Below are 19,155 nucleotides of genomic sequence, written 5' to 3' on the forward strand. Positions count from 1 at the left end.
CCGATCACTCATCCGGCGATTCGAGCAACCAGTCGTCCTCATCTCCGCCCTTCAGCACCTTCGCGATCGTTCCGCCCGAAAAGCCGCGCGCCGCGAGAAAACGCGCCTGCTTCGCCCGCTCAGCCGAATTTTGCGGCAGCGTGCCGTATTTTCTGCTCCAGACGGCGTGCGCGCGTGCCGTTTCGGTTTGCGACAGCTTGTCGCCAGTTTCGCGGATAAGCGCGTCCCCGACGCCATGTCGCTTCAGCTCATTGACGATTACGTTCGCGCCCACGCGACCCGCCCGCCGATGCACGACGCTCTCGACGAAGCGTTCATTCGACAACCAGCTGTCGCGTTCGAGCTCGTCGAGCAAGGTTTCAAGCGATTCGGCTTCCTGGACGAAAGGCATCAGCTTGCGCGACAACTCGGCCCGGCTGTGCTCCCGACGCGACAGATAACCAAGCGCGCGACCCTTCAGCGACCGCTGCGGGCGCTTGCTGGCTTTGGCGTCCGCGCCAGGCGGTTTGCGGCGGGTTTGAGTCGAGCGGCTGTAGACGGATTCTTCCGGCGCGGACTCGATGTTCGACTCCGGCACGCACTGCTCGAAGGGTTCGAAAGGGTCGGCGTCGGCGAAGGGATCGCTGAAGGCGGGAAGCGTTGAAGGCGCAGGGCTCGTCGATTTCACGTCGCGCGGCTTCTCCAGAGTTTGCTCGAGCAACGCGCGGGCGCGTTCGAGCCGCCTGCTGCGAGCGGCTTCGGATGCTGCTTCGGTGGGCGGTAATGCGGCTTCGCTGGGTGGCGATATTCCTTTGCTCGGGGCTGATGATGCTTCGCCATGCGCCAATATTGCTGTGCTGTGTGGCGATGCCGATTCGCTGGATGGCGCGTTGTTCGCGGGAGTGCGCTCGTCGCATGCCGCGCGTCGTACGTCTTTCCGAGGCCAGGCGCGATCACCTCGCGGCGTACGATCGCGATCCGGCAACGAGCCGTCACCACTCGTTAATCCGTCGGACTTAGGCGCCCCGCCACGCGAAAATCCGCCCCCAAAAACACGACGCGCCGACGCGGATTGCTCCCCGCCGGCGCGTTCCTTTTTGCGTCTCCAGCCATTCGCACCCTTCGATGCGCCGGCCCCGACGCCGCGTCGTTCGCTGCTTCGCTCGTAGCGATCAGCGCCTTCCGCAGCATCGTCGGCCGAGCCGTCCGGACGCCGGTCTTCATCACGGCGTGCATCACTGCCGACCTTCGATCCGAACCGGCTCTTGCGCATCATGGCCTGCAGCCTGGATGGTGACCCAAGCGCTTACTCTTCCTCACCCGCCACCGCGACGCCCGTCACAACGGCGTCCGCCATCGCGTTGACACCCAGCGACTGGCGAATCCTGTTCTCGATTTCGCGCGCCATGTCCGGATTTTCACGCAGGAATTCACGCGCGTTGTCCTTACCCTGGCCGATCCGCTCGCCGTTGTAGCTGTACCAGGCGCCTGCCTTGTCGACGAGTTTCGCCTGCACGCCCAGATCGATGATCTCGCCCTGACGCGAAATCCCCTCGCCATAAAGAATGTCGAAGATCGCTTCGCGGAACGGCGGCGACACCTTGTTCTTCACCACCTTCACGCGCGTTTCATTGCCGATCACTTCGTCGTTCTTCTTGATCGAGCCGATCCGGCGAATATCGAGACGCACCGACGCGTAGAACTTCAACGCGTTACCGCCCGTGGTGGTTTCCGGATTGCCGAACATCACGCCGATCTTCATGCGGATCTGGTTGATGAAGATCACGAGGCAATTCGTGCGCTTGATCGTGCCCGTGAGCTTGCGCAGCGCCTGCGACATCAGCCGCGCCTGCAGACCCGGCAGCGAGTCGCCCATTTCGCCTTCGATTTCCGCCTTCGGCACGAGCGCCGCGACCGAGTCGATCACGATCATGTCGATGGAACCCGAGCGCACCAGCGCGTCGGCGATTTCCAGCGCCTGTTCGCCCGTGTCCGGCTGCGAGATCAGCAGGTCGGATGCGTTCACGCCCAGCTTCTGCGCATACTGCACGTCCAGCGCGTGTTCCGCGTCGATGAACGCCGCCGTGCCACCGATCTTCTGCATCTCGGCAATCACCTGCAGCGTGAGCGTGGTCTTGCCCGACGATTCCGGGCCATAGATTTCCACCACGCGCCCGCGCGGCAAGCCGCCGACGCCGAGCGCGATATCCAGACCGAGCGAACCGGTGGACACCACCTGAATGTCTTCGACGACTTCGCCCGCGCCGAGCCGCATGATCGACCCTTTGCCGAACTGCTTTTCGATCTGCGCAAGCGCGGCAGCCAGTGCCTTGCTCTTCTCTGCAGACATCCCGCCCGGGCCTTTCTTGCTTTCTTCCATGAATCGTCCTTTGCTATGATGAACGGCGTCTGAGATTGCGCGCGCGGGGCCGAACCCGCCAGTCGCACTAATCCGGACACTGTATAAAAAAACAGTAGTTTTTGCAAGCCCGATCGTCGGCGCGCAGCATTTTAGCTGCCCGCGAATCGTGCAAGAACCCGCAAGAACCACAACAACACCTGGAGACCGCCGCGCCGGGCGAATTGCGGTGCCGGCAATGCCCCCGCGCACATCACATGCGAATCCTCATTGCCGAAGACGACAGCATACTCGCGGACGGGTTGGTTCGATCACTCCGCCAATCGGGATACGCCGTCGACCATGTCAAGCACGGCGCCGAAGCCGACACCGCGCTCACACTGCAAACTTTCGACCTCCTGATCCTCGATCTCGGCCTGCCGCTGATGTCGGGTCTGGAGGTTTTGCGCCGCCTGCGCGCCCGCAATTCGCAGATGCCGGTCCTGATCCTGACCGCCGCCGACAGCGTCGACGAGCGCGTGAAGGGCCTCGATCTCGGCGCCGACGACTACATGGCGAAACCCTTCGCGCTCAACGAACTCGAAGCCCGCGTGCGCGCGCTCACGCGGCGCGGCGCGGGCGGCGGCCCGACGGTGGTAAAGCACGGCTCGCTCTCGTTCGACCAGGTCGGGCGAATCGCCTATATCAACGAGCAGATCATCGAGTTGTCCGCGCGCGAACTGGGCGTGCTCGAAGTGCTGCTGCAGCGCATCGGGCGGCTCGTGTCGAAGGAACAGCTCGTCAATCACCTGTGCGAGTGGGGCGAGGAAGTCAGCAACAACGCGATCGAGGTGTACGTCCATCGGCTGCGCAAGAAGATCGAGCCGAGCGGCGCGAAGATCATGACGGTGCGCGGACTCGGCTATTCGCTCGAAAAGGCCGCGAGCAACGCATCGGGCGCAAACGGTGCAAACGGTGCAAATGGTCAAGCCAATCCGTCGGGCAGCAACCCGGCGCCGACGAGCCCCCACTATAAGTAGAGCCAGCATGGCGTCGCCCGCTTCCACCGAGCGCGCCGCCGCCACTGCGCCGCGCGAGCCCACTTCCGACGGTCCGGGCAATCCCGATCGCGCCGACTCCGACGCCGTCCGCGACGCGCGCTATGCCAACCCGTTCGCCCCGCCCGACGAGCTCGAGCCCGAAGGCGAGCCGCATCCGCGCTCGCTCTTCGGCGAAATCCTCGACTGGATGCTCGCGCCGCTCCTGCTGCTCTGGCCGATGAGCATCGCCGTGACGTACCTCGTCGCGAAGTCGATCGCGAACGGCCCGTTCGACCGCGCCCTCGAAGCCGACGCCTACGTCCTCGCCCGCCAGATCCAGCCGGTCAACGGCGTCGCGGAGTTGCGGCTACCCGAGGCGACGCGCGATTTCCTGCGCGCCGACAACGTCGACAGCGTGTTCTTCCAGGTGCTCGGCACGCGCGGCGAACTTGTCGGCGGCGACCGTGACATGCCGCTCCCGCATGACGACGACCGCCCGCAGCCCGGCATCGTCGAATTTCGGGATGACGTCCTGCGCGGCAACGACATCCGCGTCGCGTACACGACGGTCGAGTTGCCGAGCCTGGCCGAGCCGGTGCTCGTGCAGGTCGCCGAGACGCTCGACAAGCGCAGCCAGCTCGCCAACGACATCATCAAGGGCGTGATCCTGCCGCAGTTCGTGATCCTGCCGCTCGCGATCGTGCTCGTGTGGTTCGGACTCTCGCGCGGACTCGCGCCGCTGCACGCGCTGCAGTCGAACATCCGCGCGCGCCGCCCCGACGATCTCTCGCCGCTCGAAGCCGGCCACGCACCGCCCGAAATCGCGCCGCTCGTCGCGTCGTTCAACGATTTGCTGACGCGGCTCGAACAGAACATGGAGTTCCAGAAACGCTTCATCGCCGATGCCGCGCATCAGATGAAAACGCCGCTCGCCGGCCTGCGCACACAGGCGGAACTCGCGCTGCGCCAGGATGTATCGACGGAAGTGCAGCGTTCGCTTGAGCAGATCGCGACGAGCTCCGAGCACGCCGCGCGCCTCGTCACGCAACTGCTTGCGCTCGCCCGCGCCGAGAATCGCGCGACCGGGCAGATTTTTACGCGCGTCGAGCTGACGGATATTGCCCGTTCGGCGGTGCGCGACTGGGTGCAGGCGGCGCTCGCGAAGGGGATGGACATCGGTTACGAAGAGCCGCCGCAGCCGGTCGAGGTGGAAGGCAACGTGGTGATGCTGCGCGAAATGCTGTCCAACCTGATCGACAACGCGATCCGCTACACGCCGCCGGGCGGCCGGATCACCGTGCGTGTGCGGGCCGATGAGCGCAATCTCGATCTCGTCCATCTCGAAGTGGAGGACACCGGACTCGGGATTCCGGCGGCGGAGCGGGAGCGCGTCGTGGAGCGGTTCTACCGGATTCTCGGCCGGGAAGGCGATGGCAGCGGCCTTGGGCTCGCCATCGTACGGGAGATCGTGACGATGCACGGCGGCACGCTCGAACTCGAAGATCATGTCTATCAGGAAGCACCACGGCTCGCCGGGACGCTGGTTCGCGTCAGCCTGCAGCGGGTTTATCCTGCCCGGGATAAACCCTGAGCGCGCAACCAGCGAACGACCATTCGAAATGCGTGATACAGGCTTGATGGAGCCGTTTTAAAAGACGTTAGATGTATTTTGGCTATTTTTGCTCAACATTCGCTCTTGCCGGACCACAAAACCGCCCGTCAGAACGCCGTAAGTTTCGACTCCAATAATCGTTGCACGGAGCCTTCGGGGATCCGCGAGCCGATTCGAAAATCACAATCAGGAGACGATTCATGGCTACGGTTGAGGGGCGCATTTCCCACGCGCCGATGACGGGCGAAGAGAAGAAGGTGATCTTCGCCTCATCGCTCGGCACGGTGTTCGAGTGGTATGACTTCTATCTGGCGGGCTCGCTCGCCGTCTATATCAGCAGGACGTTCTTTTCCGGCGTCAATCCGACGGCCGGTTTCATCTTCACCCTGCTGGGCTTCGCGGCCGGCTTTGCGGTGCGTCCGTTCGGCGCGATCGTGTTCGGGCGGCTCGGCGACATGGTCGGGCGCAAATACACGTTCCTCGTGACGATCGTCATCATGGGTCTCTCGACGTTCGTGATCGGCTTTTTGCCCGGCTACGCGTCGATAGGCATTGCGGCACCCGTGATCTTCATCGCGATGCGACTCCTGCAGGGCCTCGCGCTCGGCGGCGAGTACGGCGGTGCGGCAACCTATGTCGCCGAGCACGCGCCAGCGAACAAGCGCGGCGCGTGGACAGCGTGGATACAGACGACGGCCACACTCGGCCTCTTCGTCTCGCTGCTCGTGATCCTGGCGGTGCGCACGGCGGTCGGCGAGGAAACGTTCGGCGCCTGGGGCTGGCGCGTGCCGTTCCTCGCGTCGATCATCCTGCTCGGCATCTCGGTGTGGATCCGGATGCAGTTGCACGAATCGCCGGTGTTCGAGCGCATCAAGGCCGAGGGCAAGACGTCGAAGGCGCCGCTGACCGAAGCGTTCGGCCAATGGAAAAACCTGAAGATCGTGCTGCTCGCGCTCTTCGGCTTGACGGCGGGCCAGGCGGTCGTCTGGTATACGGGGCAGTTCTACACGCTTTTCTTCCTCACGCAGACCCTGAAGGTCGACGGCACGAGCGCGAACATCATGGTCGCGGTCGCGTTGTTGATCGGCACGCCGTTTTTCGTGTTTTTCGGGTCGCTGTCGGACCGGATCGGCCGCAAGCCGATCATCATGACCGGCTGCCTGATCGCCGCGCTCTGCTACTTCCCGCTCTTCAAGGCGCTCGCGCACTACACGAACCCGACGCTCGAAGCCGCGACGGCCAAGTCGCCGATCGTCGTGATCGCCAATCCCGACGAGTGCTCGTTCCAGTTCAATCCGGTGGGAACGTCGAAGTTCACGTCGTCGTGCGACATCGCGAAGAGCGCGTTGTCGAAGTCGGGGCTGAACTACGAAAACGTGGCGGCGCCGGCTGGCACGCTCGCGCAGATCAAGGTGGGCGAGACGGTCGTCGAGACGTACGACGGCAAGGCCGCCGACGCCAAGGCGAAGGGCGCGGTGTTCGACAAGACGCTCTCGGGCACGCTGAAGAGCGCGGGCTATCCGGCGAAGGCCGACCCGGCGCTGATCAACTGGCCGATGGCGATCGTGGTGCTGACGATCCTCGTGATCTTCGTGACGATGGTCTACGGGCCGATCGCCGCGATGCTGGTCGAGATGTTCCCGGCGCGAATCCGCTATACGTCGATGTCGCTGCCGTATCACATCGGCAATGGCTGGTTCGGCGGCTTTCTGCCGGCGACGGCGTTCGCGATCGTGGCGGCGAAGGGCAACATCTATTCGGGGCTGTGGTATCCGATCGTGATCGCGCTCGCGACTTTCGTGATCGGCATGCTGTTCGTCAAGGAGACGCGCAACTCGGCAGTGTACGACTCGGACTGACGGGTTCGGTTCTTCGCCTTTTCGCGAAATGTCAGTAGGAATGTGCTGGGAAGGGGTTGACAGACTTCCCAGCTATCTCCATAATCCTGCTCTCTTTAGGCGAATTAGCTCAGCCGGTTAGAGCGACGGAATCATAATCCGCAGGTCCGGGGTTCGAATCCCTGATTCGCCACCAGTATCAAGAAAAAGCCGCTGCTTCGAAAGAAGTGGCGGCTTTTTTGTTTGCAGCGTCCGCGAGCACAAAAAGAAAAGCCGGCAATCGCCGGCTTGCGAATCCACATAGTTATAAGAGCTAAGGCCTTACGGCCATTGCGCCTGTCTCGACTTTCGGCAAAGAGTCGCGTCCCATCACGCTTGTGCTTTGCCGACAGCCTCGACCCGCTGCCACTCTTTTATTATCTCTCCTCGCGCATACTTCCCTCGAGCGCAGAAGCAGTATTGCCGAACTGCGCCGGGGCCAATGTGTGCTGCCGAACGTTCAGACGATAGTCTCGCGAACACCCTGAGTCTCCTTCACCAGCCGCGCTAAACTCGCCCGATCACGCCGACGTAGAGGTGAATCGCAATGCCGGAAATCAAGGCTCTGTTATTCGATGTCTTCGGAACCGTGGTCGATTGGCGCAGCGGCGTCGCGCGTGATTCGCAGCCGTTCCTCGCCCGCTACGCCCCGTCGATCGATGCCCACGAATTCGCCGATACGTGGCGTCGCGAATACGCGCCCGCGATGGAGGAAATCCGCAGCAAACGCCGCGCGTTCGTACGACTCGACGTCCTGCATCGCGAGAACCTCGTGAAGGTGATATCCGGCTACGGCATCGCACCGCCACCGCCTGCGCATGAACTCGATGAACTCAACCTCGCGTGGCATCGCCTGGATCCGTGGCCCGATTCCGTCGATGGCCTCGCGCGTCTCAAGCGCCGCTTCATGATCGCGCCGCTCTCGAACGGCAACATCCGGCTGATGCTCGACATGGCCAAGCGCGCCGGCCTTCCCTGGGACGCGATTCTCGGCGCGGAAGTCGTGCGGGCGTACAAACCGTCGCCGTCGGTGTATATCGATACCGTCGACATTCTCGGACTCGAACGCCACGAAGTCTGCATGGTCGCGGCGCACAACAGCGACCTCGCGGCCGCGCGCGACTGCGGGCTCAGAACGGCGTTTGTCGCGAGACCCGCCGAGCACGGCGCGGCACAGACCACCGACCTTCGCGCCGAACAAGCATGGGACTTCGTGGCGAGTGACCTCGCCGATCTCGCGACACAACTCGGCTGCCCGGACTGAAGCGAACGCGCCGCAGTCTAAGATGTCGAATTCCCCACACAGCACGGAGAACTACCGTATGAAATCTGCCATTGCCCTGCTTGCCGCATCCGTCATCGCATCGACGGCGTTCGCCGCCACCGGCGCGACCGAGAAGCTGCCATCGGGCGTCGTCGTCCAGCACATCACGCAGGGCACCGGCCCGCAACCGACTGCCGACGACGTCGTGCGCGTCAACTATCGCGGCACGCTCGCGAACGGCACCGAATTCGACAGTTCCGACAAGCACGGCGGCCCCGCGACATTCCCGCTCGGACGCGTGATCCCGTGCTGGACGCAAGGCGTGCAGAAAATCAAGGTCGGCGGCAAGGCAAAACTGACGTGCCCTGCCGCGACGGCTTATGGCGAAAAGGGCGTCGGAGCGATTCCGCCGAACAGCGATCTGACGTTTGAAATCGAGTTGCTCGGGATTGGGAAGTGAGGTTTTCAGGACGGCGGGTCAGTTAAGTGATCGCCATCCCGGTTCGACTGGCGCCGGTCTGAAAGCCGCGCGCCGGATCGGATAACGAACTGCCGCTTAGGCCTGGTCATTCAGCCGTCGCGGCCGGTCCGCCTCCCCCCGCCAAATCAAGACGCCACCAGCGAATCCCCCGCAACGCGCACTCGCTGTCCCACCTGAACACCCGGATCGGCCTGATACGTGAAGTTGCGATAGCTGCCGTCCGCCATCCGGACCTGCACCTGATACGTCGTCGCCTTGTGCACGGCGTGCTCGATCGTATTGCCTGCAAGACCGCCACCGAGCGCGCCGATGATCGTCGCCGCGGTCTTTTCACGGCCCTTGCCGATCTGCGTGCCCGCCAGTCCTCCGACGACCGCGCCACCGATCGCGCCGATACCGGTCGTCGGCTGAGCGCTCTGCACGGCGTTGACGGCGACCACTTGTCCTGCGGCCGGATCGTAAGCGGGCGCTTGCACGGGCGCCAGCGACGCCTCGCCCGGCACGTAGCCCTGCTGCGCCTTCGACGGAACGTGATGCGGGCGCGGCGCGGCTTGCGTCACGGTTGCGACGCGGGCAGGAGGCGTGACGGCTTGCGTGTCGATGACGGGCGAGGGCGTCGCCGCCGGGGCAACCGCTTTGGACGTCGGCAAGAGGCCGGTCATCGCCGCGACGCCGGTGCCGCACGCAAGGATCACCGCGACGGCTGCGGCCGCGACGAGCGGATGAATACGGCTCGACGTCGATGTCGATGTCGATGCGGATACGTTCGGTGTGGCGCTCATGTCAGCAATCTCCCATTGGATGCTGAGCGATATAACGCGGTGGCAGGCGAGCGCGTGTACGTGAAAGTTATGACAGTTGTAAGCAAATGTCGTGGCGAAGCGGCATCTTCGGCATACTGTCACCAGCACAACCGACCCGCTTCGGGAGAACAACGTGCAACCGACCATCCAGCCGTTCTACGACCTCACCACCGGCACGATGACCTACGTCGCGTACGCGCAGCCGGGCGCGCCCTGCGCGATCGTCGATTCCGTGCTCGATTACGATCCGCATGCCGCGCGCACCTCGACCCGTTCCGCCGATGCGGTCATCGCGTTCATCGAAGCGCAGCGCCTCACCGTCGAGTGGATTCTCGAAACGCACGCGCATGCCGATCATCTGTCGGCGGCGCCCTATCTGAAGCGCGAGCTCGGCGGCAAGATCGCGATCGGCGAATCGATCCGCACCGTGCAGGGCGTGTTCAAGAAGATCTTCGACCTCGAACCGGCGTTCCAGCTCGATGGCTCGCAGTTCGATCATCTGTTCAGCGACGGCGAGCGGTTCCGCATCGGCGGACTGGAGGCCTCGGCGATGTACGTGCCGGGCCACACGCCCGCCGACATGGCGTACCGCATCGGCGATGCGGTGTTCGTCGGCGATACGCTCTTTTTGCCGGACGTCGGTACGGCGCGTTGCGATTTCCCCGGCGGCAATGCGCGCACGCTCTACCGGTCGATCCAGCGCCTGCTCGCGCTGCCCGCCGATACGCGTCTGTTCGTCTGCCACGACTATCCGCCCGAGACGCGCGCGCCCCACTGGGAAACGACGGTCGGTGCGCAACGGCTGCACAACATCCACATCGGCGCGGGCAAGACGGAAGACGAATTCGTCGAGATGCGCGAGGCGCGCGACGCCACGCTCGGCATGCCGACGCTGATCCTGCCGGCGATCCAGGTCAACATCCGCGCAGGACAATTCCCCGAAGCGGCGGGTAACGGCACGACTTATCTGAAAATACCGCTCAACGCGCTCTGAGCCGATTCACCCTTCGATCCGCCCGCGCGTCACGCCGAGCAGATCGGCCATCGCGCGGCGGGCGGCGGTCTCGTCGCGCGCGACGATCGCATCGAAGACGGCCGTGTGTTCCGCGAGCGACGCGTTGTACACCTCCGCGCGCTTCGCGTTCAGCCGCAACTGGCCTTCCAGAGTGCGCTCGATCAGCGTGCCGAGCGGGATCAACAACTCGTTGCTGCACGCGGCGAGCACGCCCAGATGAAATCGCAAGTCTGCACGAACCCATTCGTCGACGTTCTGCGCCTCGACCATCGCGCGGTGCGCTTCGGTGAGCATCGCGAGCGTCGCGTCCTCGTGATTCGCCGCCGCGAGCGCGGCCGCGTACGGCTCGATCATCTCGCGCATTTCCTGCAGCTTGATCGCAAACTGCAAAGGTGGTGCGACACGCGAGTACCAGTCGAGGACATCGGCGTCGAGCAGATTCCACGCGCTTTTCGGACGCACGCGCGTGCCGACCTTCGGCCGTGACCCGATCAGCCCCTTCGACGTCAGCGTGCGCAGCGCCTCACGCAGCACCGTGCGGCTGACGCCGAAGCGCTCCATGAGTTCGGCCTCGCGCGGCAACGTCGATGCCGGCGGGAAGTCGCCGCGCAGGATCGCGGTGCCGAGTTCGTACGCGACGCGTCCGTGCAGGTCGTGCTGAATGACGATTCTCCGGGAAATTACCTCTTCAATAATACTATTAATACGACCACAGCGCGATTTTTTGATAGCATGTGAATCCCTGTCAGGAGACGCTTCTCATGAAAATCACCAAACTCGAAACCTTCATCGTCCCGCCGCGCTGGTGCTTCCTCAAGATCGAAACCGACGAGGGCATCGTCGGCTGGGGCGAGCCGGTCGTCGAGGGGCGCGCGCACACCGTCGCCGCCGCCGTCGACGAACTAGCCGATTACCTGATCGGCAAGGATCCGCTCCTGATCGAGGACCACTGGCAGGTCATGTACCGCTCCGGCTTCTATCGCGGCGGGCCGATCGGCATGAGCGCGATCGCGGGCGTCGATCAGGCGCTGTGGGACATCAAGGGCAAGCATCATGGCGTGCCGGTTCACGCGCTGCTCGGCGGCCAGGTGCGCGACAGGATCAAGGTCTATTCGTGGATCGGCGGCGATCGTCCGAGCGACGTCGCGAACAACGCGCGCGCCGTGGTCGAGCGCGGCTTCAAGGCGGTGAAGATGAACGGCTCGGAAGAGCTTCAGATCATCGATACCTTCGACAAGGTGCAAGGCGTCATCGATAACGTCGCGGCGGTGCGCGAGGCGGTCGGGCCGAACGTGGGCATCGGCGTGGATTTCCATGGCCGTGTGCACAAGCCGATGGCGAAGGTTCTCGCGAAGGAACTCGATCCGTTCAAGCTGATGTTCATCGAGGAGCCCGTGCTGTCGGAGAACGTGGAAGCGTTGCGCGACATCGTCAACCAGACGAGCACGCCGATCGCTCTCGGCGAGCGGCTCTACTCGCGCTGGGACTTCAAGCACATCCTCGCGGGCGGGTACGTCGACATCATCCAGCCGGACGCGTCGCATGCGGGCGGGATTACGGAATGCCGCAAGATCGCGTCGATGGCGGAGGCATACGACGTCGCCGTCGCGCTGCACTGCCCGCTCGGGCCGATCGCGCTCGCGACTTGCCTGCAGATCGACGCCGTCAGCTACAACGCGTTCATCCAGGAGCAGAGTCTCGGGATTCACTACAACAAGGGCAACGACCTGCTCGACTACATCCGCAATCCGGAAGTGTTCAAGTATGACGATGGCATGGTCGCGATTCCGCAAGGGCCGGGGCTTGGCATCGACGTGAACGAGGAGAAGGTGCGCGAGATGGCGAAGGTAGGTCACCGCTGGCGCAATCCGGTGTGGCGTCACGCGGATGGCAGCGTGGCGGAGTGGTGATTTCAGGTGAGTCGTGGGTGATGCACGCTTGAACCGAGTTCGACGCAAGCTTTGCACGAGCGCGGTTGATGCTGGGTTCGTGCGTGGCTTTGCGTTTGGCTCGTGCGTAGCTTGCGGTTGATCCGCACGGGTTCGGGCTTGCCCCGTGCCGGTTCGCGCCGGCTCACGCCGGTTCGTGCTTGAGACGTGCTGGCTTCGTTCCTGATTCGAGCCTGGTCGGAGTCGGTTCGCGCTTGATCCGGGCATGACCCGCACTTCCCAGGATGGCCCCGCGGCCGCTGGCGCATCAGCACACACGCCCGCCGGTTTGCGCCATCTCGCACATTCGGGCGCGGAGTTTGCGTTTATGCTTGCATCACCTGCAATCGCCCCGAGAGACGAGCATGTACCACACCTTTCCTGACGAGTATGTCCGCGCGCAAATGGCCGTCGGCGCGATTGTGCTGTTCGGCGTGTTGCGCGTGGTCGGCGCGGCGATGGGCGCCGAGCGCGGCTGGCGTATGTCGACGGTCAATTGGTGCTTTATCGGCGCAGCGGTCATGTTCTGCTTGCCGCAACTCTTCGATCTGCTCGCTTTCGCGTTCGCGTCGCATAAGGCGTTCGTCGAACTTGAGGGCAAGGTGGTCGGTTGCGCGGTCGCGCTGTTCTTTGCGCCGATCGTGTGTCACAAGCTGGGGTATGAGTAGCCGCCGGGCGTTGCTGACGGCTTGGCGGAGAAGACGGCAATTCACGCGTGATGCCGCGACGCAAGGTCGAATATGTCGCTCGAAACGTCGATGAAACGACGAACTTACCGGGGCCAAAAGAGGTGCCTCAAGCGTCGAGCCGCAACGGCTAACCGCCAACCGCAAACCCCGGCACGCTGTGCGACAGCACCGCCGCTGCCACAAACACCCCGATCATCAGCAACGCCTCGACGCGCATCACGCCCGTGAAGGTATGCGCATCGACGGTCGATGCCGTGCGCTGCAAACGCGGCAACGCCGACCAGCGATTCAGCGCACCGAACAGCAGCGCCGTGGCGACCAGCACCGCTTTCACGATCAGCACGTGCCCCCAGATGCTCGCCTGCAGCACGCTCGCCGCGCCGCCGAGTCCGCGCACCGCGTTGAACACGCCCGTCGCGACGACCAGCGCCACCGCGACCACCGCCACCTTCGACATGCGCCCCGCGAGGCGGATCAAGAACGCGCGCGCGAGTGACGTGCCGAGTGCCGGCAGCACCGCGAACGCCCCCGCGATCACGATGCCGCCCCACACACCCGTCGCCAACAGATGCACGGTCTGCACGATTTCGGCGACGGAAAACGCGCCAGCATCGGCTGCATGCCCGACCGATGCCTTGCCCGCCGCCGCCACGATCGCCCCAAGCGCGGCGAACGCGAGCCTTCCGCCGCCCATCGACGCCCCCGACGCGCACGCGCACACGAGCAGCACGCTGCCGCCAAACGCAATCGCCCAACCCATGCCGGCATGCGTCGCGGTAAGCACAATCCAAACGGCGGAGCCCGCCTCGGCGACGGGCACGCCGCTCATCGAAGCCGCCTGCAGCCAGAGCGACGCGAGGTTCGCGAGCGCAAGCAGCAGCGCCCCGCCGATACCCACGCGCCACGCCCGCACCCAGCCGAAACGCGCGGGCGACACGGGCGCAAACGCCTTCTCGCTCGATAGCCACGCGTTCATCAGCACGGCGCCGAGCACGCACGCGAACGCGATGTCGGCGAGCGCGGCGACTGCGACCTGCGCGAACCAGATCGGGTCGCCGTTCATGGGCGGCCCCGGAAAATAAGTAGCGAAACGAACGTCATTGGAGCGCGTTACGAGGACGATAGGGAGGGTTTAAGTACAACGCGAAACGTAAAGAACAGGCAGCGATCCGCCGCGAAGTCTAGTCGAAGGCGCGGACAGCGTGCACGTAATGAAACGCCTTGATACTTTTCGCGGATGTCAGCCGGCGCCGCATCGGGTCGAATGTTTGTCGATGCCAACTATATGCAAAACACGCTACAAGCCCACCGGACGGGCTTGCCGGGCAACGCGAAGTCACGTGACAAATTGTCGCGGAAACGCCGCAGAGCCCGTCAGGAAAGGCTAAGCCCAAATAGTCATCATCATTCATCGATGATAGAATGCCGGTCGCGTCGAAGGCTCCCGGAGCCTTTTGTGGTAGCAGTCCGCCACGTGTTCGCCACGTATCAGCAAGTCCTTTCGCACCGAGCCGAACGAAGCTCGGCAGGTCCCCGAATTTCATGGAGTGTCGCGTGTCTTCAAGACGCAATTTCCGTCCGCTGCTCGCCTCGTTGCTCGGCCTGGCACTGATTGGCAGCGCCGGCATTTTCAATGCCGCGCAGGCGCAAACCCAGCCGATCGCACCCGACACCATGGCCGCTCGCGTGCAAGGCTGTACGGCGTGCCACGGCGTGCATGGTGAAGGCACGGACAACGACTATTTCCCGCGTCTTGCCGGCAAGCCCGCCGACTATCTGTACAACCAGTTGCAGAATTTCCGTGAAGGGCGCCGCAAGTACCCGCCGATGAACTACCTCGTCACGTATCTCTCCGACGACTATCTGCACAAGATCGCCGAGTACTTCTCGCAACAGCGCCCGCCGTACCCGCCGCCCACGAAGAGCAACGTGTCGCCCGCGACGATCGCGCGCGGCCAGCAAATCGTGCTCAACGGCGACGCAGGCAAGCAGATTCCCGCTTGCGCGGCCTGCCACGGCAAGTCGCTGACCGGCATGCAGCCGGCCATTCCAGGTCTCGTCGGTCTGCATTCGGACTACATCAGCGCGCAGATCGGCGCATGGCGTTCGGGCACGCGGCACGCGAAAGCGCCTGATTGCATGCAGCAGATCGCCACCCGCCTGACGGACGACGACGTCACCGCCGTCGCCGCATGGCTCTCGACGCAAACCGCACCCGCCAACCCGGTGCCCGCGCCCGCTGGCTCGTTGAAGATGCCGCTGACCTGCGGCAGCGAACCGCATTAAGGCGTGAGGAGCGACCACAAAATGAAACGCAAGTCCCTGTTCGCACTCTCGGCTGTCGTCGTGGCAGCCGTCGCAGCCGGCGCCGTCCTCTGGTCTGGCGGCAACAACCTCCATTCGGGCGGCGCCATCGCGGCCACGCCCGCGGACAAAGCCGCGCTCGTCAAGCAAGGCGAGTATCTCGCCCGCGCCGGCGACTGTATCGCATGCCACACGGTGCGCGGCGGCAAGGAATTCGCCGGCGGCCTGCCGATGGCCACGCCGTTCGGCACGATGTTCACTCCGAACATCACGCCCGACGACCAATATGGCATCGGCAAATGGACATCGGACGACTTCTACCGCGCGATGCATACCGGCCGGTCGAAGGACGGCAGTCTGCTCTACCCCGGCTTCCCATTCACGAGCTACACGAAGGTCACGCGCGCGGATTCGGACGCGATTTACGCGTACCTGCGTTCGGTGTCGCCGGTGTCGGTGGCAAGCCGTCCGCATGAACTGCGCTTCCCGTTCAACAACCGCAACCTGCTGATCGGCTGGCGCACGCTGTTCTTCTCGGAAGGCGAGTACAAGCCGGACCCGACGAAGTCGGTCGAATGGAACCGCGGCGCGTATCTCGTCGAAGGCCTGGGCCACTGCGCGATGTGTCACACCTCAATCAACGCGATGGGCGGCCCGGTCAACTCGGCGGCGTTCGCTGGCGGCCTGATCCCGCTGCAAAACTGGTACGCGCCGTCGCTGACGTCGAACAAGGAAGCCGGCTTGGGCGACTGGGACATCAAGGACATCAACGACCTGTTGAAAACCGGCGTGTCGCAGCGCGGCGCGGTGTTTGGCCCGATGGCGGAAGTGGTCCACAACAGCCTGCAATACATGACGGACGCGGACATCAACGCGATGTCGACGTATCTCAAGTCGATTCCGCAGAAGAACGAAGCGCCGGAAACGATGCAGCTCGAAACGTCCGAGAAGTTCGGCACCGAGCTGATGCAGATGGGCCAGAAGGTCTACACCGAGAACTGCGCGAAGTGTCACGCGGAGAACGGTCTGGGCAAGCCGCCGGCCTATCCGCCGCTCGCGAACAACCCGTCGATCCAGATGCAATCGGCCGTCAACCCGATCCGCATGACGCTGAACGGCGGCTATCCGCCGAGCACCGGCGGCAACCCGATGCCGCACGGCATGCCGCCGTTCGCGCAGGCGCTGTCGGATACGGAAGTGGCCGCGGTGGTGACGTACATTCGTCGTTCGTGGGGCAACCACGGCACGCCGGTGTCGCCGCAGCAGGTCAGCAACCTGCGTTCGGCGCCGCTCGACTGAGCCATTCGCCGCAAGGGCGTACAATAGACGCTGGGGCGCAGCCTTGAAGCCGGGGCCGCGCCCCTTGTCTTTTATACGCAGCAGTTCACGTGGCGTCCGCGAGGCTTCATGCGGGCGCGCGACGAGGAGGCGAATGCATTTTGGTGAGCGGTTCAACAGCATCAGTCATCTGATCGGCACGGTGCTGTCAGTGGCGGGACTGGCGGCGCTCGTCACGATGGCGTCGATGGAGGGTGATCCGTACAAGGTGGTGAGCTTCGCCGTCTATGGCGCGATGCTCTTCGCGCTGTACCTGATCTCCACGCTGTATCACTGGGCGCGCAACCCGCGCGTCAAGGCAATACTGCAAAAATGCGATCATTCGGCAATCTACTTGCTGATCGCAGGCAGCTACACCCCGTTTGCGCTCGTGACATTGCGCGGTCCGTGGGGCTGGTCGCTGTTCGGCGTAAGCTGGGGGCTGGCCGCCTTCGGCATCGTGCAGGAACTCACGCTCGGGCGCCGAACCCGCAGCGTTTCGATGGTGCTTTACGTGTTGATGGGCTGGCTCGCGCTCGTAGCCGTCCGTCCGCTCGTTTCGGCGCTGCCGCCCGCAGGCACTGCGTGGCTGGTGGCGGGCGGCGTGATCTATAGCGCCGGTATCTACTTTTTCATCAACGACGAGCGCATCCGGCACGGCCACGGTATCTGGCACCTGTTCGTGCTGGCAGGCAGCTTGTGTCAATTTGTCAGCGTTGCGCGCTACGTCGCCTGAAGGCGCGTACGGCGCGCGCAGTGCCTGACACGCGAAACGCATCACGGCGTTTCAGATGCAACTTAACGCCAGTCGACGTGTCTTGATAGCGCGTCGAACTTCGCGGCATCTTTCCAGACGCCCGGTGAATGCACCGGTCGCCATGCCGCCCGATTTCTTCGATCGTCGTACGCGCGCTGATTTCAGCGCAACAGTCCGCATTTGCGGGCAACAAGCGTCAGCGCCGGTCGTCATACCGAATTTGCAAACAATCTATGTCTTTTGATTCCCTCGGCCTGTCCGAACCCCTGCTGCGTGCCGTCAACGAACTCGGTTACAGCACCCCGACGCCTATCCAGCTCCAGGCGATTCCCGCCGTCCTAAACGGCGGCGACCTGCTTGCCGGCGCGCAAACCGGCACCGGCAAGACGGCCGGCTTTACCTTGCCGATCCTGCAGCGCCTGTCGCAAATGGCGCCGCCCGCCGCCGGGGCCAAGCGCCACGTGCGCGCGCTGATCCTCACGCCGACGCGCGAACTTGCCGCCCAGGTCGAGGAAAGCGTGCGCGCCTACGGCAAGTACATGAAGCTGAAGTCGACGGTGATGTTCGGCGGCGTCGGCATCAACCCGCAGATCGATGCTTTGAAGCGCGGCGTCGATATCGTCGTGGCGACGCCTGGGCGTCTGCTCGACCACATGCAGCAGAAGACGATCGACGTGTCGCATCTCGAAATCCTCGTGCTCGACGAAGCCGACCGCATGCTCGACATGGGCTTCATCCACGACATCAAGCGCGTGCTCGCGAAGCTGCCGCCGAAGCGCCAGAACCTGCTCTTCTCGGCCACGTTCTCGGATGAAATCAAGACGCTCGCCGACAACTTGCTCGATTCGCCGGCGTTGATCGAAGTCGCGCGCCGCAACACGACGGCCGAGCGCATCGAGCAGAAGATCTATCCCGTCGATCGCGACAAGAAGCGCGAATTGCTCACGCACCTGATCAAGCAGAACAACTGGTTCCAGGTGCTCGTGTTCACGCGCACGAAGCACGGCGCGAACCGGCTGGCCGAGCAGCTCGGCAAGGACGGCATCAGCGCACTCGCGATTCACGGCAACAAGAGCCAGTCGGCGCGTACGCGCGCGCTCGCCGAGTTCAAGGGCGAGACGCTGCAGGTGCTGGTCGCGACCGATATCGCCGCGCGCGGTATCGATATCGATCAACTGCCGCACGTCGTGAACTACGACCTGCCGAACGTGCCGGAAGACTATGTCCACCGGATCGGCCGTACGGGGCGCGCGGGCGCGACGGGCGAGGCGGTGTCGCTCGTGTGCGTCGATGAGCATCAGTTGCTGAAGGATATCGAGCGGCTCATCAAGCGGCCGATTCCGCAGGAAATCATCGCCGGATTCGAGCCGGACCCGCATGCAAAGGCAGAACCGATCCAGCGCCGCAGCCAGGGCGGCGGCGGTGGCGGTGGCCAGCGCGCGCCGCGTCAGGGCGCGCCACGACGCGATGGCGCGAAGCCGGCTCATGCGAACGGCGGTGGAAACGGCGGCAAGAAGCCTGCCCCGACCAAGCCGAACGGCAACTCGAGCGCCCCGCGCAAAGCCGATGCGCCGCGTCCCGCGCATTCGAATGGTCAGCGCAATGGACCGGCGGGTGGCGCTGCGCTGCTCGGCGGCAAGCCGCGCGGCGATGGCACCGGTGCTGGCCGCCGCGACACGCCGCGTTCGGGGCAGCGCGGCCGCTGATCGCGTAGCTAGAAAGGGCGCGGCTTCTTAAAAGCCGCGCCAGAC

The 19,155-nt window shown here is 64.2% G+C and carries 17 protein-coding genes and 1 tRNA gene; 13 read left to right on the forward strand and 5 right to left on the reverse strand.

The window, feature by feature from the left end; all coding sequences use genetic code 11:
• Positions 1 to 4 precede the first annotated feature (4 nt).
• Both recX and recA read right to left on the reverse strand, forming a co-directional pair.
• Positions 5 to 700, reverse strand: coding sequence for a recombination regulator RecX (gene recX, locus AWB65_RS35700; RefSeq protein WP_125474163.1), 696 nt, complete (start codon positions 698 to 700; stop codon positions 5 to 7).
• 585 nt (positions 701 to 1,285) lie between these two features.
• Positions 1,286 to 2,359, reverse strand: a complete 1,074-nt coding sequence (gene recA / locus AWB65_RS21420) for a recombinase RecA (RefSeq protein WP_087669047.1) — start codon at positions 2,357 to 2,359, stop codon at positions 1,286 to 1,288.
• A gap of 236 nt (positions 2,360 to 2,595) precedes the next feature.
• Here recA and AWB65_RS21425 point away from each other — a divergent pair, with 236 nt between their 5' ends.
• The 6 genes from AWB65_RS21425 to AWB65_RS21450 all read left to right on the forward strand — a co-directional run bounded on the left by AWB65_RS21425 (position 2,596) and on the right by AWB65_RS21450 (position 8,570).
• Complete coding sequence (locus tag AWB65_RS21425) at positions 2,596 to 3,357, forward strand: response regulator transcription factor (RefSeq protein ID WP_087669048.1); 762 nt, start codon at positions 2,596 to 2,598, stop codon at positions 3,355 to 3,357.
• A 7-nt stretch (positions 3,358 to 3,364) separates the two neighbouring features.
• Entirely contained in the window at positions 3,365 to 4,948 is a 1,584-nt protein-coding gene (locus AWB65_RS21430) for a sensor histidine kinase N-terminal domain-containing protein (protein WP_087669049.1), read from the forward strand.
• 221 nt (positions 4,949 to 5,169) lie between these two features.
• On the forward strand, positions 5,170 to 6,828 hold the full coding sequence (locus AWB65_RS21435; protein WP_087669050.1) for an MFS transporter: 1,659 nt from the start codon (positions 5,170 to 5,172) through the stop codon (positions 6,826 to 6,828).
• 98 nt (positions 6,829 to 6,926) lie between these two features.
• A tRNA-Met gene (locus AWB65_RS21440) sits at positions 6,927 to 7,003 on the forward strand.
• Positions 7,004 to 7,393: 390 nt separating this feature from the next.
• Complete coding sequence (locus AWB65_RS21445; protein WP_087669051.1) at positions 7,394 to 8,110, forward strand: haloacid dehalogenase type II; 717 nt, start codon at positions 7,394 to 7,396, stop codon at positions 8,108 to 8,110.
• A gap of 58 nt (positions 8,111 to 8,168) precedes the next feature.
• On the forward strand, positions 8,169 to 8,570 hold the full coding sequence (locus tag AWB65_RS21450; protein WP_087669052.1) for an FKBP-type peptidyl-prolyl cis-trans isomerase: 402 nt from the start codon (positions 8,169 to 8,171) through the stop codon (positions 8,568 to 8,570).
• 146 nt (positions 8,571 to 8,716) lie between these two features.
• Here the strand turns inward: AWB65_RS21450 and AWB65_RS21455 are convergent, their stop codons facing one another.
• Complete coding sequence (locus AWB65_RS21455; RefSeq protein ID WP_087669053.1) at positions 8,717 to 9,373, reverse strand: glycine zipper 2TM domain-containing protein; 657 nt, start codon at positions 9,371 to 9,373, stop codon at positions 8,717 to 8,719.
• A 154-nt stretch (positions 9,374 to 9,527) separates the two neighbouring features.
• Between AWB65_RS21455 and AWB65_RS21460 the strand changes: the two genes are divergently transcribed.
• The gene (locus tag AWB65_RS21460) at positions 9,528 to 10,388 is read left to right on the forward strand and encodes an MBL fold metallo-hydrolase (protein ID WP_087669054.1); all 861 of its coding nucleotides are present in this window, start codon (positions 9,528 to 9,530) and stop codon (positions 10,386 to 10,388) included.
• A 6-nt stretch (positions 10,389 to 10,394) separates the two neighbouring features.
• Here AWB65_RS21460 and AWB65_RS21465 read toward each other — a convergent pair whose 3' ends face one another.
• Positions 10,395 to 11,105 (reverse strand): FadR/GntR family transcriptional regulator, encoded by a 711-nt coding sequence (locus tag AWB65_RS21465; protein ID WP_087669055.1) that lies wholly within the window; start codon positions 11,103 to 11,105, stop codon positions 10,395 to 10,397.
• 65 nt (positions 11,106 to 11,170) lie between these two features.
• On the opposite strand from AWB65_RS21465, the gene dgoD reads away from it, so the two are divergent.
• On the forward strand, positions 11,171 to 12,319 hold the full coding sequence (gene dgoD, locus AWB65_RS21470; protein WP_087669056.1) for a galactonate dehydratase: 1,149 nt from the start codon (positions 11,171 to 11,173) through the stop codon (positions 12,317 to 12,319).
• Positions 12,320 to 12,702: 383 nt separating this feature from the next.
• Positions 12,703 to 13,005, forward strand: a complete 303-nt coding sequence (locus AWB65_RS21475; protein WP_087669057.1) for a hypothetical protein — start codon at positions 12,703 to 12,705, stop codon at positions 13,003 to 13,005.
• A 148-nt stretch (positions 13,006 to 13,153) separates the two neighbouring features.
• On the opposite strand, the gene AWB65_RS21480 is transcribed toward AWB65_RS21475, so the two are convergent.
• Entirely contained in the window at positions 13,154 to 14,089 is a 936-nt protein-coding gene (locus tag AWB65_RS21480) for a CopD family protein (RefSeq protein WP_087669058.1), read from the reverse strand.
• Positions 14,090 to 14,568: 479 nt separating this feature from the next.
• On the opposite strand from AWB65_RS21480, the gene AWB65_RS21485 reads away from it, so the two are divergent.
• The 4 genes from AWB65_RS21485 to AWB65_RS21500 all read left to right on the forward strand — a co-directional run bounded on the left by AWB65_RS21485 (position 14,569) and on the right by AWB65_RS21500 (position 19,110).
• Positions 14,569 to 15,312, forward strand: coding sequence for a c-type cytochrome (locus AWB65_RS21485; RefSeq protein WP_087669059.1), 744 nt, complete (start codon positions 14,569 to 14,571; stop codon positions 15,310 to 15,312).
• Between the two features lie 21 nt (positions 15,313 to 15,333).
• Positions 15,334 to 16,629, forward strand: a complete 1,296-nt coding sequence (locus AWB65_RS21490; protein ID WP_087669060.1) for a c-type cytochrome — start codon at positions 15,334 to 15,336, stop codon at positions 16,627 to 16,629.
• 133 nt (positions 16,630 to 16,762) lie between these two features.
• Positions 16,763 to 17,383: a PAQR family membrane homeostasis protein TrhA gene (gene trhA / locus AWB65_RS21495; protein WP_087669061.1), complete on the forward strand. Its 621-nt coding sequence runs from the start codon at positions 16,763 to 16,765 to the stop codon at positions 17,381 to 17,383.
• A gap of 254 nt (positions 17,384 to 17,637) precedes the next feature.
• The gene (locus AWB65_RS21500; protein ID WP_087669062.1) at positions 17,638 to 19,110 is read left to right on the forward strand and encodes a DEAD/DEAH box helicase; all 1,473 of its coding nucleotides are present in this window, start codon (positions 17,638 to 17,640) and stop codon (positions 19,108 to 19,110) included.
• The last annotated feature ends 45 nt before the right edge of the window (positions 19,111 to 19,155 follow it).

The sequence above is a fragment of the Caballeronia humi genome (assembly GCF_001544475.1).
In the GTDB taxonomy this organism is placed as follows: domain Bacteria; phylum Pseudomonadota; class Gammaproteobacteria; order Burkholderiales; family Burkholderiaceae; genus Caballeronia; species Caballeronia humi.

Excerpts from the sequence above, each read along its gene's own strand:
- recA (WP_087669047.1), bottom strand. The coding sequence starts at position 2,359 with ATGGAAGAAAGCAAGAAAGGCCCGGGCGGGATGTCTGCAGAGAAGAGC.
- AWB65_RS21425 (WP_087669048.1), top strand. The coding sequence starts at position 2,596 with ATGCGAATCCTCATTGCCGAAGACGACAGCATACTCGCGGACGGGTTG.
- AWB65_RS21430 (WP_087669049.1), top strand. The coding sequence starts at position 3,365 with ATGGCGTCGCCCGCTTCCACCGAGCGCGCCGCCGCCACTGCGCCGCGC.
- AWB65_RS21435 (WP_087669050.1), top strand. The coding sequence starts at position 5,170 with ATGGCTACGGTTGAGGGGCGCATTTCCCACGCGCCGATGACGGGCGAA.
- AWB65_RS21445 (WP_087669051.1), top strand. The coding sequence starts at position 7,394 with ATGCCGGAAATCAAGGCTCTGTTATTCGATGTCTTCGGAACCGTGGTC.
- AWB65_RS21450 (WP_087669052.1), top strand. The coding sequence starts at position 8,169 with ATGAAATCTGCCATTGCCCTGCTTGCCGCATCCGTCATCGCATCGACG.
- AWB65_RS21455 (WP_087669053.1), bottom strand. The coding sequence starts at position 9,373 with ATGAGCGCCACACCGAACGTATCCGCATCGACATCGACATCGACGTCG.
- dgoD (WP_087669056.1), top strand. The coding sequence starts at position 11,171 with ATGAAAATCACCAAACTCGAAACCTTCATCGTCCCGCCGCGCTGGTGC.
- AWB65_RS21475 (WP_087669057.1), top strand. The coding sequence starts at position 12,703 with ATGTACCACACCTTTCCTGACGAGTATGTCCGCGCGCAAATGGCCGTC.
- AWB65_RS21480 (WP_087669058.1), bottom strand. The coding sequence starts at position 14,089 with ATGAACGGCGACCCGATCTGGTTCGCGCAGGTCGCAGTCGCCGCGCTC.
- AWB65_RS21485 (WP_087669059.1), top strand. The coding sequence starts at position 14,569 with ATGGAGTGTCGCGTGTCTTCAAGACGCAATTTCCGTCCGCTGCTCGCC.
- AWB65_RS21490 (WP_087669060.1), top strand. The coding sequence starts at position 15,334 with ATGAAACGCAAGTCCCTGTTCGCACTCTCGGCTGTCGTCGTGGCAGCC.
- trhA (WP_087669061.1), top strand. The coding sequence starts at position 16,763 with ATGCATTTTGGTGAGCGGTTCAACAGCATCAGTCATCTGATCGGCACG.
- AWB65_RS21500 (WP_087669062.1), top strand. The coding sequence starts at position 17,638 with ATGTCTTTTGATTCCCTCGGCCTGTCCGAACCCCTGCTGCGTGCCGTC.